Source organism: Pseudomonas iranensis (assembly GCF_014268585.2).
GTDB lineage: Bacteria > Pseudomonadota > Gammaproteobacteria > Pseudomonadales > Pseudomonadaceae > Aquipseudomonas > Aquipseudomonas iranensis.
Map to the genome: position 1 here is coordinate 3,997,871 of NZ_CP077092.1, position 12,439 is coordinate 4,010,309.

Sequence of the window (12,439 nt, forward strand, 5' to 3'; positions counted from 1 at the left end):
TTGTCGTAGACCCTGCTCGCTCCCACAGGGGTTTTGTGTGAGTTCAGAAAGTGATTTGGGCTGCCGGTTTGACGTCGATTCGTGCCACGGAACTGGTCAGGGCGGCGAAGTCCTTGTTGTGTTCGGCAATGATGTCCTCGGCGCTCATGTTGCCGTTATCGACCGTCGAATGCGCATCCCGCGCGACGACGATGTCGTAGCCCAGCTTATGCGCGCTGCGCACCGTGGCGTTGACGCAATAATCGGTCTGCAGACCGCAGATGATCAGACGTTCGAAGTCTTCGCTGGGCAGCAGCTTGCCGAGATCGGTCTGGTAGAAAGAGTCCCCGGTAGTTTTGCCTACACGCAGGTCTTTCGTCGAAGTCAGCAGACCGTTAGCCAGTTGCCAACCGTCCGCCCCATGCACGAATGGACCGTCCTTTTCCTCGTGCTGAATCAACACCACCGGAACGCCAGCGTCGCGGGCGCGTTGGCTCAGATCATTGATCGTGGCGATCACGCGGTCGATTTCAAAGCACTGATATTCACCAGCACACAGCACCTGCTGGACGTCGATGATCAGTAATGCGGTGGTCATGTCGAGCCTTCCTTGATCAATCCTTGAGAATGGGGCGGACCTGCGCCCGCCCCTCTTTTACTCCGCTCAGTAACCCAAAGACAAGCCGGTATTGCGCCGTGGATCATTGGCGCCGTAGAAGCGATTCTTGCCAACCGGTTTGCCGCCCAGTGACGGCGCGCCGACCAGAATCGCGGCGATGTGGTTGGCATCCTGCGGGCCGGCAAACTTGTGGCCCCAGCTTTCCAGGAGCTTTTTCGTATCCGGGCTGGCGGCGAAGTCTTCGAGGTTGGTTTCCTCCGGCATCCACTGCTGATGGAAGCGCGGCGCGTCGACCGCTTCCTGCAAGCCCATGCCGTAATCGATGACGTTGAGCATGGTCAGCAAGGTCGCGGTGATGATCCGGCTACCACCCGGCGTGCCGACCACCATCACCACCTTGCCATCCTTGGTGACGATGGTCGGACTCATCGAGGACAGCGGCGCCTTGCCCGGTGCAATGGCATTGGCTTCACCCTGAACCAGGCCATACATGTTCGGCACGCCGACCTTGGAGGTGAAGTCGTCCATTTCGTCGTTGAGAATCACCCCGGTCTTGCTGGCCATCACGCCCGCGCCGAACCAGTCGTTGAGGGTGTAGGTGACCGAGACGGCATTGCCCCACTTGTCGACGATCGAATAATGCGTGGTGTTGCTGCCTTCATGCGGCGCTACACCGGGCTTGAGCTCAGCCGAGATGCCGGCCTTCTGCGGCTGGATGGCGTTGCGCAGTTTGGTCGCGTAATTCTTGTCCAGCAGGTGCTCGATCGGATTCTTCACAAAATCCGGATCGCCGAGGTAGCTGTTGCGATCAACGTACGCGTGGCGCATCGCTTCGATCTGGTAATGCATGCCCTGAGCGGAATGGAAGCCCAGGTCCTTCATCGGATAGCCTTCGAGGATATTCATGATCTGGCAGATCACCACCCCGCCGGAGCTTGGCGGTGGCGCCGAGACCACGTGATAGCCGCGATAATCGCACTCAACCGGGGCCAGTTCGCGAGTCTTGTATTTGTCCAGGTCAGCCTGAGTGATGATGCCCTTGTTGGCCTGGCTGGAGGTGACGATGGCATCGGCGACCCAGCCTTTGTAGAAGCCGTCGGCGCCCTTCTCGGAAATTGTCCGCAGGGTTTTCGCCAGATCCTTTTGCACCAGTTTCTGCCCGACCTGCATCGGCTCGCCGTTGCTGAGGAAGATCGAGCCGGAATCGCGCATGTCCTTCTTGAACACATCCGTCGCGTATTCGAGCAGCTCGACATCGCCCTGCTGCAGCTCGAAACCGTCTTCGGCCAGTTTGATCGCCGGGGCAATCATCTCCTTGCGCTGTTTGGTGCCGTATTTGCTCAGCGCCAGCTCCATGCCGGACACGGTGCCCGGCACCCCGACGGCCAGATGGCCGCGCGTGCTCAGTTCCGGAATGACGTTACCGTCCTTGTCCAGATACATGTTGGCGGTCGCCGCCAGCGGCGCTTTTTCGCGGAAATCGAGAAAGGTCTTGCGCCCGTCAGCCAGTTGAATAGTCATGAACCCGCCGCCGCCAAGGTTGCCCGCAGCCGGGTAGACCACCGCCAGTGCATAGCCCACCGCGACCGCCGCATCCACGGCATTGCCGCCGTTTTTCAAAACGTCGACGCCGACATGGGTCGCCAGATGTTGCGCGGTGACCACCATGCCGTTTTCCGCCGCCACCGGCGCCACCGATGCCGCGTGAGCCATGAGACAGCTGAGCGCCAGGGAGGTCGCAATGAGCGATCTGGCCAAAGGTTCGTACTTCATGAGTCGATCTCTTTTTGTTTTTGGGGACTGCGCAAAACGCAGGGCAACGCTTCAGGAGCAACAAGCAGTATGGTCGGCTTTGCGTATTGCGCCTCCCCGTTCAGCCAGTATGCTGAGCCATCGCAGCCGTTGGCAGCTCCTGCCCGAATCAAGCGAAGAGGTTATTCATCGCTGCGTACTGCAACAGCATGATGGTCTTGGCATCGCAGATCTCGCCGCGTTGAAATGCTGCCAGTGCCTCATCGAAGCCCCATTCGAGCACTTCCAGTTCTTCGGTTTCCTCTTCCAGCCCACCACCGTCGCTGACTTTGGACGCGGCGTCGTATTCAGCGATAAAGAAGTGCAGCTTCTCCGTCACCGAACCGGGACTCATGTACGCCTCGAATACTTTTTTCACGTCGTGCACGCGATAACCGGTTTCCTCCTCGGCTTCGTCACGAATGCGCTGCTCGGGCGCGGCACCTTCCAGCAACCCGGCGGCCACCTCGATCAACAATCCATCGTGGCCGTTGACGAACACCGGCAAACGGAACTGGCGGGTCAGCACCACCGTGCGCTTTTCGCGGTTGAACAGCAGAATCGCCGCGCCGTTGCCCCGGTCGTATACCTCGCGAGTCTGGCGCTGCCACTCGCCGTTGTTGCGGTGGTAATCGAAGGTGATTTTCTTCAGCAGATACCAGTCGTGGGACAACACCTGAGTGTCGACGATGTTGACCCGTTCGGCTGTGTTGGACATCGCGTCTGATCCTGTCTTCATGGGGGACTGCCATGGTCGGACAATTGCGCCGACAAAAAAAGCCCGGCAGCGCTACCGGGCTCGTTCCGCTCCCGCGGTTACTGGAAGTCGACGTCGAAGGCCTGGTAGAAAGCGTTGCCGGTGTTGGCGACGATCCACATCAGCACAATGACGTGATGACCCTGCTTGTTCGCAGGCAGCTTCACTTGATGATCGACCTTGGCCTTCAATTCATCAGCATGGCTGTAATACGGCACTTGCGGGTAGAAGTCTTCGAAGAACGGCTGGGTTTCCAGCTGCGCACGGCTGATGCGTTGCTGGGGATCCCAGCCGTCTTTGGTGATCAGCCAGCGATAACCTCGGGTGGTATGCGGCGCGGTGTACGCCCAACTGACCTCAAGAATCTGGCCCGGATTTACGTTGAGCAGCGGCCAGTTGAATGAACGGCCGAGCTTCTTGCTCATCTCGTCGGCGGTGTAATTGACGCAATCGCGGGCATCGGTCTTGCCGCCGCTGAGAATGTAGCCATCGGCCGGCGGCGCGACGCTGTCCGAGTCGGTCTCGAAAGGTTGCGGGAAAGGTCCGGCGTCTACGGCCGGAAAGTTCTTGCCACCTTCCATTTCATTGACTTGCCAGGCGCCGAGCAGGCCGAGGTCGATGGCCACTGCGCCGCGACTCGCTGGCGAGATGACACGACCGTGTTTGAGTTGGGTTTGTGGGATTGCCTGATTCATCGTCTTCACTCCGTTGATTTGAGAACTCTCCTTCCCGAGGAGAGGCCTTCAAGCTAACGGAGGTGAATTTTTTGTCCATCGGCGCTTTTGTCACAGTCCCAGTGTGCAAGACGTAAAAAGCCCGGAAACACTGGATGCATAAACAGTTCTCGACGACACATCGCACTCAACGTGTAGCTGAACACCTACACGCCGAGTCGCCTTTGGTCATTCAGACAGTTGCGCCTGATACTCCTTTTCGTACTGCCCGGCGAGTTGGGTTTTCTGTTTATCGTCGAGCAGCTTGCCGGCCATCTGGAAGAATTTGTGCTCTTCTTCCTCGAGGTGGTGATGAACCTTGTCGGAAAGCTTTTTGGCCGTGGCCAGCCAGGCCGGACTGGACATTTCGGTCTCGTCGAGCTCTTCCATCATCTCGTCCATTTCGTGGTGTTCGGCGATGGCGTGGCGGCTCAGGTCCACGCCTTCATCGATTTCCATCAACGGAATGTAGAAATGCCGCTCTTCAGCGGTTTCATGCGCTTGCAGTTCTGCTTTGAGCTGCTTGTAGGCCTCGACCCGCTCAGGGCTGTCGCCGCTGGTCGCGATCAGAGCCTTGGCGTAAGTGCGCTGGCGCTCGTGGCTTTCGCGCAGGGCTTCAAAAATATTCACGGGATTTCCTCATCAATCGCGCTCAGGGAAAGACGCGATAAAAGCCTAGACCGCAACGCTGGTTTCACGGTTCCGCTTGTTCGATCGAAGGGCTTGGAGGCGTTTGCCCGGACGGGTTAGGCTGGGCGTTAAATACACAAGGAAGTCATGCATGAATTTGCGTATCGAGTTGACGCAGAGCCCTACCGAGGAACAGCGTCAGGCCATTCTGCAGCCGCTGATCGAATACAACGATGCTCAAACCGGCGGTTCGAAATCCGAGCCGTTCGCCTTGATGGTCAAAGACCAAAATGGGGAAATACTGGGCGGTTTGTACGGGCGAATGATTTTTCGCTGGATGTTCATCGAACTGCTGTCAGTGCCGGAACAAGGTCGCGGACAGGGTATCGGCTCGAAATTGATGGCTCAGGCGGAAGCCTTGGCCAGGGAAAAAAACTGCCACGGCCTCTGGCTCGACACCTTTGATTTTCAGGCGCCGGAGTTCTACAGGAAGCTGGGGTTCAGCCAGTTTGGGGAAATCGTTGACTATCCACCGGGGCACAAGCGGCATTTTTTCCAGAAGCGGCTGATCGACTGACTGTGTCGCCCTTTGCACGAGCAGGCTCGCTCCCACACTGGAAAGCATTCAACCTGTGGGAGCGAGCCTGCTCGCGAAAGCGCCGGCCGCCTCGACACACAATCAGAGGCAGGTCGCCATCGCCGCCATCCGCCGCATCGCGACAAAATCATTCTTCTGCGCGTAATAGTTCAAGGTAGTCCCTGACGCTTCGGTGATCACATCGACAAAAGACTCTGCCGAACGGGTGTAAACCGTGGTGCCGCCAGACTCGCGCGGCTCCAGATAGGCCGCCGCGTCCACGCCGAAAACCGCTTCGTCCTGCCAGGCGAATTGCACGCACCGGGCGACGTCTTTCTCCGGCTTGTCCGAGGTCAGGACCTTGTCCGGGCTCTTGCTGCGAGCATCGTTCATCACCGAACCGGCGCACCCGGCCAACAGGGCCGCCACCAGCACTACCATCAGCATTCGCATTGCATTTGCTCATCGAGAAAAAAGCGGACTGTAGCACTGCGACGCGGCAAATCGTTCTGCTTTACTGTTTATGCGCGACATGCGCAAGCAGGTGCGGCACCCTATGGTCATCAGTCACACAAGGAAATTACATGGCGCCTAGCGACCAGCGACATGAACAGGCTTTGAAACTGTTTCTCGATGCACGTCCCGAATTGCGTGAAACCCTCGACCATCTCAACCCGCTGCTGGCCCAGGCCAAGGGCGAAACCCAGGCGCAGTACCGCGAAGAACGCTTGCATGAAGCATTCGAGGCTGAGGCAGAAAGCCAGGGGTTGTTTGCCTGGGAGCTGACGTTGCAGCTGACCGCTGCTTCGCCCGAGGACTATCAGGCGCAACGCCTGGAAGTGCATCGGGAAGTGGCGGAAATGGCGGGGATGGACTGGATCGAGTATTGCGATCTTTACGGCATCACCCCGTAATCCAGCCGCCGCAAATCTCCCGTGGGAGCGAGCCTGCTCGCGAAGGCGGTGTGACTGCCGAAACTGATCTCGAACGAGACGACGCTTTCGCGAGCAGGCTCGCTCCCACAGTGAACCGCGTATTACCAGATTTCGCGGCACGCGCAATAAAGCTTTATCATGGCCGCAGTTTCGCTGATCGAGTCCATCATGAAGTTCGCCATCGCGCTGTTTTCCGCCGCCCATGCGCCCTCCTCGCGCCGTGCCTTGCTGTTTGTCCAGGCCGCGCTGGCCGGCGGCCATGAGATTGTTCGGCTGTTCTTCTATCAGGACGGCGTGTTCAACGCCTCCGATGCGGTGGTGACCCCGCAGGATGAACTGGACGTGCCCAAGCAATGGCGCGCCTTTATCAACGAAAAGCAACTTGACGGCGTGGTCTGCATCGCCGCCGCTCTGCGCCGTGGTGTGTTGAACGAAGAAGAAGCCAAGCGTTACCAGCGTGAAGCGATTTCGCTCAGCACGCCGTGGGAATTGTCCGGTCTGGGTCAATTGCACGACGCCGTGCAGGACGCTGATCGGCTCATCTGTTTCGGAGGCGCTTGAACATGGCCAAATCGCTGTTGATCATCAGCCGCCAATCGCCTTGGTCAGGCCCCGGCGCGCGGGAAGCGCTGGATATCGTGCTCGCCGGTGGCGCCTTCGATCTGCCGATCGGTTTGCTGTTTCTCGATGACGGCGTGCTGCAACTGGCCGCTGGGCAGAACGCCAGGGCCGTGCAGCAGAAAGACCTCAGCGCCAATCTGCAGGCGCTGCCTATGTTTGGTGTCGAAGAGCTGTTCTATTGCGCCGAAAGCGCCAATGCTCGCGGTCTTGGCAACCTGTCGCTGGACGAAGCGCAGCCGCTTGCTGCTGAACACATCACCGCCCTTATTGACCGTTACGATCAGGTGATCACCCTCTGATGTCGACTTTGCATGTGTTGTCTCATTCCCCGTTCGGCGACGATCGTCTGAGCAGTTGTCTGCGACTGCTCGGCAGCGCCGACGCTGTGTTGTTGTCCGGCGATGCGGTGTATGCGCTGCAACCGGACACTGCGCCGTTCGCTGCTCTGCAAGAGCGACCAATCAAACTTTTTGTATTGGTTGAGGACGCACAGGCGCGTGCGATCGAGGTTCCAGACTGGGCCGAGGCCATTGACTACCCGGCCTTCGTCGAACTGTCGATCCATCACGCCAAGGTCAACAGCTGGCTATGAATTCAATGACCGTCGGCGCCCGCGCCATCGAACTGGACAAGGACGGCTTTCTCGTTGACCTCAGCGACTGGTCGGCTGAAGTCGCCAGCGCCCTCGCCGCCGCCGAAGACATCGAGTTGACGCCCGAACACTGGGAAGTCCTTGAGCTGCTGCGTAACTTCTACGCCGAATTCCAGCTATCGCCAGCCACGCGGCCGCTGATCAAGTACACCGCGTTGAAACTCGGCGCGGACAAAGGCAACAGCCTGCACCTGAACCGACTGTTCAAAGGCACCCCTGCCAAACTCGCCGCGAAACTGGCGGGCCTGCCCAAACCGACGAATTGCCTATGAACGACTTTCCAGCATTGACCCTCGAAACGCCTGCCGAGCACCCGTTCGCGCAATTCGTGCGCATTCTCGGCAAGGGCAAGCGCGGCGCCCGCGACCTGACGCGCGAGGAAGCCCGCGAGGCCATGGGCATGGTGCTCGATGACAAGGTCGAAGATACGCAACTGGGTGCCTTCCTGATGTTGCTGCGGCACAAGGAAGAAAGTGCCGAGGAAATGGCCGGTTTCACCGAAGCCCTGCGCGCACGCTTGCACGCGCCCGCATTGAATGTCGACCTGGACTGGCCGACCTACGCCGGCAAAAAACGCCACCTGCCGTGGTATCTGCTGGCGGCCAAGTGCCTGGCGCAAAACGGCGTACGCATCTTCATGCATGGCGGCGGCGCGCACACGGCCGGGCGTCTGTACAGCGAACAACTGCTGGGCGAACTGAACATTCCCCTGTGCCGCAATTGGCAGCAGGTCGGCGCGGCACTGGACAACGGCGGCCTGGCGTTTATGCCGCTGGTGGACTGGGCGCCGCAGTTGCAAAAGATGATCGACCTGCGCAACACCCTGGGCCTGCGGTCGCCGATCCACTCTCTGGCGCGGATTCTCAATCCGCTGGGTGCGCGTTGTGGCCTGCAAAGCATTTTCCATCCGGGCTACCAGGCGGTACATCGCGATGCCAGCGGCTTGCTCGGCGACACGGCAATTGTGGTCAAGGGCGATGGCGGTGAAATCGAGATCAACCCCGACGCCACCAGTCACCTTTATGGCACCAGCGGCGGTCAGAGCTGGGATGAAGAATGGCCGCAGCTGTCAGCGCAGCGCCATGTCAAACCCGCCTCGCTGGACATCGAACACCTGAAAGCCGTGTGGCGTGGCGATGTGGTCGACAGCTACCCGCAAATGGCCTTGATTGCGACCATGGCCCTCGCCCTGCGCGGTCTCGGTCAGAATCGCGAACAGGCCTTCACAACCGCCGAGCAGTATTGGGCGGCGCGCAACACATCGATCTAACCGATCATTAGCGCCCGATCTTTGCGCTTTTTGTTCGAACTCATCGGAATAGACTCGACTCCAACGAATATTGGTTTTGGGAGTCTTGATCATGGGTTTACTCGTCGACGGCCACTGGCAGGACAAGTGGTACGAAAGCAGCAAGGACGGCGCGTTCCAGCGCGAACAAGCGCAACGCCGCAACTGGGTGACCGCCGACGGTCAGCCAGGCCCCAGCGGTGAAGGCGGTTTCGCCGCCGAAGCCGGGCGCTATCACCTCTACGTTTCCCTCGCCTGCCCTTGGGCGCATCGCACGCTGATTCTGCGCAAACTGAAAGGTCTGGAAAGTCTGATCGACGTGTCGGTGGTCAGTTGGCTGATGCTGGAGAACGGCTGGACCTTCGACAAAGCGCTAGGCTCGACCGGCGACAAGCTCGACGACTTCGACTTCATGCATCAGCGCTACACCGCTGACACGCCTGACTACACCGGGCGCGTGACGGTGCCAGTGTTGTGGGACAAGAAACTCAAGCGCATTGTCAGCAATGAATCGGCGGAAATCATCCGCATGTTCAACAGCGCCTTCGACGGGATCACTGGTAACGATCTGGACTTCTACCCGGCGCCGCTACGCAACGAGATCGATGCGTTGAACGAGCGGATCTACCCGGCGGTGAACAACGGAGTCTATCGCGCCGGATTCGCTACTTCGCAGCAAGCCTACGAACAGGCGTTCGATGAAGTCTTCGCCGAACTGGATCATCTGGAGCAACTGCTGGGTGCCAATCGTTACCTGAGCGGGGAATACCTGACCGAAGCCGACGTGCGCTTGTTCACCACGATGATTCGTTTCGACGCGGTGTACCACGGGCACTTCAAGTGCAACCTGCGGCGGATTGCCGATTACCCGAATCTGTCGAACTGGCTACGCGAGATGTATCAGTGGTCGGGAATTGCCGAAACCGTGGATTTCCAGCACATCAAGCATCACTACTATGGCAGCCACAAGACCATCAACCCGACCGGCGTGGTGCCGAAGGGGCCGCAGCAGGATTTCAGCGTAGCGCATGATCGCGAGCGGTTGATCGGGAAAGGGGTTTGGCGCCGGGGTTGATTAGCTCGGTGTTTTCGAGACCCCGTTCGCGAGCAGGCTCGCTCCCACATTAGATCTGTGTCATTCACAAATCCCCTGTGGGAGCGAGCCTGCTCGCGAAGGGAACGACGCGGTGTTCAGACCTGCGCCTGCGCCCCTTCAAACCACGCCAGTTTCTCGCGCAGCTGCACCACTTCGCCAACGATCACCAGAGTCGGCGCATGCACTTCATGCTCCGCCACCATTCGCGGAAGATCCGCCAGCGTGCCGGTGAAAACCCGCTGATTGACTGTAGTGCCCTGCTGAATCAACGCCGCCGGGGTATCCGCCGCGCGACCATGCTTGATCAACTGCTCACAGATGATCGGCAAACCCACCAGGCCCATGTAGAACACCAGCGTCTGCGCCGGGGCGACAAGATCGGCCCATGGCAGATCGGTGGAACCATCCTTCAAGTGGCCAGTGACAAACCGCACGGACTGCGCATGGTCACGGTGGGTCAGCGGAATCCCCGCATAAGCAGCGCAACCGCTGGCCGCCGTAATGCCGGGGACCACCTGGAATGGAATACCGTGGGCCGCCAGCTCTTCGATCTCTTCGCCACCGCGGCCGAAGATAAACGGATCGCCGCCCTTCAACCGCACCACACGCTTGCCGGCCTTGGCCAGATCGACCAGTTGCTGATTGATCTGATCCTGCGGCACTGCGTGGTCAGAACGACGCTTGCCGACATACACCCGCTCGGCATCGCGACGGCACAACTCAAGAATTGCCGGCGCCACCAGGCGGTCATAGAGCACCACATCGGCTTGCTGCATCAGACGCAGCGCGCGGAAGGTCAAGAGATCCGGATCACCCGGACCGGCACCGACCAGATAAACCTCGCCAGTGGTGACCATGGGCTCGCCATCGACCTTGGCCTGCAACAGGCGCTCGGCTTCAGCGCCCTGCCCGGCCAGTTGACGATCGGCAATCGGGCCCTGGAAAACGTCTTCCCAGAAGCCGCGCCGCTGCTGCACATCCGGAAACAGGTTTTTCACCTGATTGCGGAAACGCGCAGCCAGCCCTGCCAATTGACCGTAAGTGGAAGGAATCCAGGTTTCGATTTTCGCGCGGATCAGACGCGCCAGTACCGGCGCATCGCCGCCGCTGGACACAGCGATGATCAACGGCGAGCGATCGACGATCGCCGGGAAGATCACGCTGCACAAGGCCGGCGCATCGACCACGTTGACCGGCACGCAACGGCGGTGGGCGTCGGTGGAGACTTGCGCGTTGAGCGTTTCGTCGTCGGTAGCGGCAATGATCAGCCCGCAACCGTCCAGATCCGTTTCGGCGTAACCGCGCAACAGGCATTCACCGCCGCTGGCAGCGACCAGTTCAGCCAGTTGCGTTTCGATTTCAGGTGCGACCACCCGCAGCAGCGCACCGGCATCGGCCAGCAGGCGGGATTTGCGCAAGGCAATTTCCCCCCCACCGACAACCAACACACGACTGCCGCGCAGGTTGTGAAACAGCGGCAGATATTTCATTTAGCCGATGACCTCAAGGCCACCCATGTACGGCTTGAGCACGTCCGGCACGCGGATCGAACCGTCGGCCTGCTGGTAGTTTTCCAGCACCGCCACCAGAGTACGACCGACCGCCAGGCCGGAGCCGTTCAAGGTGTGCACCAGCTCAGGCTTGCCGGTTTCCGGGTTGCGGAAACGCGCCTGCATGCGCCGCGCCTGGAAGTCGCCGCAGTTGGAGCACGAGGAGATTTCGCGGTATTTATCCTGGCTCGGAATCCACACTTCCAGATCGTAGGTCTTGACCGCGCTGAAGCCCATGTCGCCGGTGCACAGCGCCAGGGTGCGGTAAGGCAGACCGAGCAGTTGCAGAACCTTTTCGGCGTTGGCGGTCAGGCCTTCCAGCGCTTCCATCGATTGCGATGGCTCGACGATCTGGACCATTTCGACTTTGTCGAACTGGTGCTGGCGGATCATGCCACGCGTGTCGCGGCCCGACGCACCGGCTTCGCTGCGGAAGCATGGGGTATGGGCGACGAACTTGATCGGCAGCAGTTTCGAATCGACGATCTCGCCGGCAACGATGTTGGTCAGCGACACTTCGGCAGTCGGGATCAGGTACAGATCGGCTTCGCCTTCGCGGGCAATCTTGAACAGATCCTCTTCGAACTTTGGCAACTGGCCGGTGCCTTGCAGCGCCGGAGCCTGAACCAGATAAGGCGTGTAAGCCTCTTCGTAGCCATGTTCGGTGACATGCAGGTTGATCATGAACTGCGCCAGTGCGCGATGCAGGCGGGCGATCGGGCCACGCAACAGCGCAAAGCGCGCGCCGGACAGCTTGGCGGCGGTTTCAAAGTCCAGCCAGCCGAACTTTTCGCCAAGGGCGACGTGGTCTTTGACTTCGAAATCGAACTGAGTCGGCGTGCCCCAGCGGCGCACTTCGACGTTGTCGTCTTCGTCCTTGCCGACCGGAACCGACTCGTGCGGCAGGTTCGGGATACCGAGCAGGATCGAATCGAGTTCAGTCTGGATCGCGTCCAGCTCGACCTTGCCAGCGCTCAACTCGGCCGCCATGCGCTCGACGTCCGCCATCAGCGGCGCGATGTCTTCGCCGCGCTGCTTGGCCTGCCCGATGGATTTGGAACGCGCGTTACGCTCAGCCTGCAGTGCTTCAGTGCGGGTCTGGACGGTCTTGCGCTGTTCTTCCAGCGCTTCGATGCGCGCGGTGTCCAGGGCAAAGCCACGGGAAGCCAGGCGGTCCGCTACGTCCTGAAGGTTGCTACGTAACAGTTTGGAATCGAGCATGTCGGTTTCT

The 12,439-nt window shown here is 59.8% G+C and carries 16 protein-coding genes; 8 read left to right on the forward strand and 8 right to left on the reverse strand.

Annotation, left to right across the window (positions count from 1 at the left end; translation table 11 throughout):
- Positions 1 to 43: 43 nt before the first annotated feature.
- From HU724_RS17870 to HU724_RS17890, 5 genes are all read right to left on the reverse strand, one after another.
- Positions 44 to 577, reverse strand: coding sequence for a cysteine hydrolase family protein (locus HU724_RS17870; RefSeq protein ID WP_186566429.1), 534 nt, complete (start codon positions 575 to 577; stop codon positions 44 to 46).
- A gap of 66 nt (positions 578 to 643) precedes the next feature.
- Positions 644 to 2,371, reverse strand: coding sequence for a gamma-glutamyltransferase (gene ggt, locus HU724_RS17875; protein ID WP_186566427.1), 1,728 nt, complete (start codon positions 2,369 to 2,371; stop codon positions 644 to 646).
- A 148-nt stretch (positions 2,372 to 2,519) separates the two neighbouring features.
- Positions 2,520 to 3,107 (reverse strand): NUDIX domain-containing protein, encoded by a 588-nt coding sequence (locus tag HU724_RS17880; protein ID WP_024013397.1) that lies wholly within the window; start codon positions 3,105 to 3,107, stop codon positions 2,520 to 2,522.
- Positions 3,108 to 3,205: 98 nt separating this feature from the next.
- Positions 3,206 to 3,841, reverse strand: coding sequence for a lytic polysaccharide monooxygenase auxiliary activity family 9 protein (locus HU724_RS17885; protein WP_186566425.1), 636 nt, complete (start codon positions 3,839 to 3,841; stop codon positions 3,206 to 3,208).
- A 207-nt stretch (positions 3,842 to 4,048) separates the two neighbouring features.
- Complete coding sequence (locus HU724_RS17890) at positions 4,049 to 4,489, reverse strand: hemerythrin domain-containing protein (protein ID WP_016775257.1); 441 nt, start codon at positions 4,487 to 4,489, stop codon at positions 4,049 to 4,051.
- A 151-nt stretch (positions 4,490 to 4,640) separates the two neighbouring features.
- Between HU724_RS17890 and HU724_RS17895 the strand changes: the two genes are divergently transcribed.
- A complete protein-coding gene (locus HU724_RS17895; protein WP_186566423.1) occupies positions 4,641 to 5,066 on the forward strand; it encodes a GNAT family N-acetyltransferase in 426 nt (141 codons plus the stop codon).
- A 102-nt stretch (positions 5,067 to 5,168) separates the two neighbouring features.
- Here the strand turns inward: HU724_RS17895 and HU724_RS17900 are convergent, their stop codons facing one another.
- Entirely contained in the window at positions 5,169 to 5,519 is a 351-nt protein-coding gene (locus HU724_RS17900) for a hypothetical protein (RefSeq protein WP_186566421.1), read from the reverse strand.
- Between the two features lie 131 nt (positions 5,520 to 5,650).
- Between HU724_RS17900 and HU724_RS17905 the strand changes: the two genes are divergently transcribed.
- The 7 genes from HU724_RS17905 to HU724_RS17935 all read left to right on the forward strand — a co-directional run bounded on the left by HU724_RS17905 (position 5,651) and on the right by HU724_RS17935 (position 9,637).
- Complete coding sequence (locus tag HU724_RS17905) at positions 5,651 to 5,980, forward strand: DUF6388 family protein (RefSeq protein ID WP_122508075.1); 330 nt, start codon at positions 5,651 to 5,653, stop codon at positions 5,978 to 5,980.
- A 189-nt stretch (positions 5,981 to 6,169) separates the two neighbouring features.
- A complete protein-coding gene (gene tusD / locus HU724_RS17910) occupies positions 6,170 to 6,562 on the forward strand; it encodes a sulfurtransferase complex subunit TusD (RefSeq protein ID WP_186566419.1) in 393 nt (130 codons plus the stop codon).
- A 2-nt stretch (positions 6,563 to 6,564) separates the two neighbouring features.
- Entirely contained in the window at positions 6,565 to 6,921 is a 357-nt protein-coding gene (tusC, locus tag HU724_RS17915; RefSeq protein ID WP_186566417.1) for a sulfurtransferase complex subunit TusC, read from the forward strand.
- Positions 6,921 to 7,214 carry a sulfurtransferase complex subunit TusB gene (gene tusB, locus HU724_RS17920; protein ID WP_186566414.1) on the forward strand — a complete coding sequence of 98 codons (294 nt, stop codon included), beginning with the start codon at positions 6,921 to 6,923 and terminating at the stop codon, positions 7,212 to 7,214. Before tusC ends, tusB begins: the two co-directional genes overlap by 1 nt.
- Positions 7,211 to 7,546, forward strand: coding sequence for a TusE/DsrC/DsvC family sulfur relay protein (locus tag HU724_RS17925; RefSeq protein WP_186566412.1), 336 nt, complete (start codon positions 7,211 to 7,213; stop codon positions 7,544 to 7,546). Before tusB ends, HU724_RS17925 begins: the two co-directional genes overlap by 4 nt.
- Entirely contained in the window at positions 7,543 to 8,544 is a 1,002-nt protein-coding gene (locus HU724_RS17930; RefSeq protein ID WP_186566410.1) for a glycosyl transferase family protein, read from the forward strand. Before HU724_RS17925 ends, HU724_RS17930 begins: the two co-directional genes overlap by 4 nt.
- 91 nt (positions 8,545 to 8,635) lie before the next feature.
- On the forward strand, positions 8,636 to 9,637 hold the full coding sequence (locus HU724_RS17935) for a glutathione S-transferase family protein (RefSeq protein WP_186566408.1): 1,002 nt from the start codon (positions 8,636 to 8,638) through the stop codon (positions 9,635 to 9,637).
- Between the two features lie 116 nt (positions 9,638 to 9,753).
- Here HU724_RS17935 and cysG read toward each other — a convergent pair whose 3' ends face one another.
- A complete protein-coding gene (gene cysG, locus HU724_RS17940) occupies positions 9,754 to 11,148 on the reverse strand; it encodes a siroheme synthase CysG (protein WP_186566406.1) in 1,395 nt (464 codons plus the stop codon).
- Positions 11,149 to 12,429, reverse strand: coding sequence for a serine--tRNA ligase (serS, locus tag HU724_RS17945; protein WP_073471295.1), 1,281 nt, complete (start codon positions 12,427 to 12,429; stop codon positions 11,149 to 11,151).
- Positions 12,430 to 12,439 lie beyond the last annotated feature (10 nt).

Excerpts from the sequence above, each read along its gene's own strand:
- tusD (WP_186566419.1), top strand. The coding sequence starts at position 6,170 with ATGAAGTTCGCCATCGCGCTGTTTTCCGCCGCCCATGCGCCCTCCTCG.
- serS (WP_073471295.1), bottom strand. The coding sequence starts at position 12,429 with ATGCTCGATTCCAAACTGTTACGTAGCAACCTTCAGGACGTAGCGGAC.
- HU724_RS17935 (WP_186566408.1), top strand. The coding sequence starts at position 8,636 with ATGGGTTTACTCGTCGACGGCCACTGGCAGGACAAGTGGTACGAAAGC.
- HU724_RS17885 (WP_186566425.1), bottom strand. The coding sequence starts at position 3,841 with ATGAATCAGGCAATCCCACAAACCCAACTCAAACACGGTCGTGTCATC.
- HU724_RS17925 (WP_186566412.1), top strand. The coding sequence starts at position 7,211 with ATGAATTCAATGACCGTCGGCGCCCGCGCCATCGAACTGGACAAGGAC.
- HU724_RS17895 (WP_186566423.1), top strand. The coding sequence starts at position 4,641 with ATGAATTTGCGTATCGAGTTGACGCAGAGCCCTACCGAGGAACAGCGT.
- ggt (WP_186566427.1), bottom strand. The coding sequence starts at position 2,371 with ATGAAGTACGAACCTTTGGCCAGATCGCTCATTGCGACCTCCCTGGCG.
- cysG (WP_186566406.1), bottom strand. The coding sequence starts at position 11,148 with ATGAAATATCTGCCGCTGTTTCACAACCTGCGCGGCAGTCGTGTGTTG.
- tusB (WP_186566414.1), top strand. The coding sequence starts at position 6,921 with ATGTCGACTTTGCATGTGTTGTCTCATTCCCCGTTCGGCGACGATCGT.
- tusC (WP_186566417.1), top strand. The coding sequence starts at position 6,565 with ATGGCCAAATCGCTGTTGATCATCAGCCGCCAATCGCCTTGGTCAGGC.
- HU724_RS17905 (WP_122508075.1), top strand. The coding sequence starts at position 5,651 with ATGGCGCCTAGCGACCAGCGACATGAACAGGCTTTGAAACTGTTTCTC.
- HU724_RS17880 (WP_024013397.1), bottom strand. The coding sequence starts at position 3,107 with ATGTCCAACACAGCCGAACGGGTCAACATCGTCGACACTCAGGTGTTG.
- HU724_RS17930 (WP_186566410.1), top strand. The coding sequence starts at position 7,543 with ATGAACGACTTTCCAGCATTGACCCTCGAAACGCCTGCCGAGCACCCG.
- HU724_RS17870 (WP_186566429.1), bottom strand. The coding sequence starts at position 577 with ATGACCACCGCATTACTGATCATCGACGTCCAGCAGGTGCTGTGTGCT.
- HU724_RS17900 (WP_186566421.1), bottom strand. The coding sequence starts at position 5,519 with ATGCGAATGCTGATGGTAGTGCTGGTGGCGGCCCTGTTGGCCGGGTGC.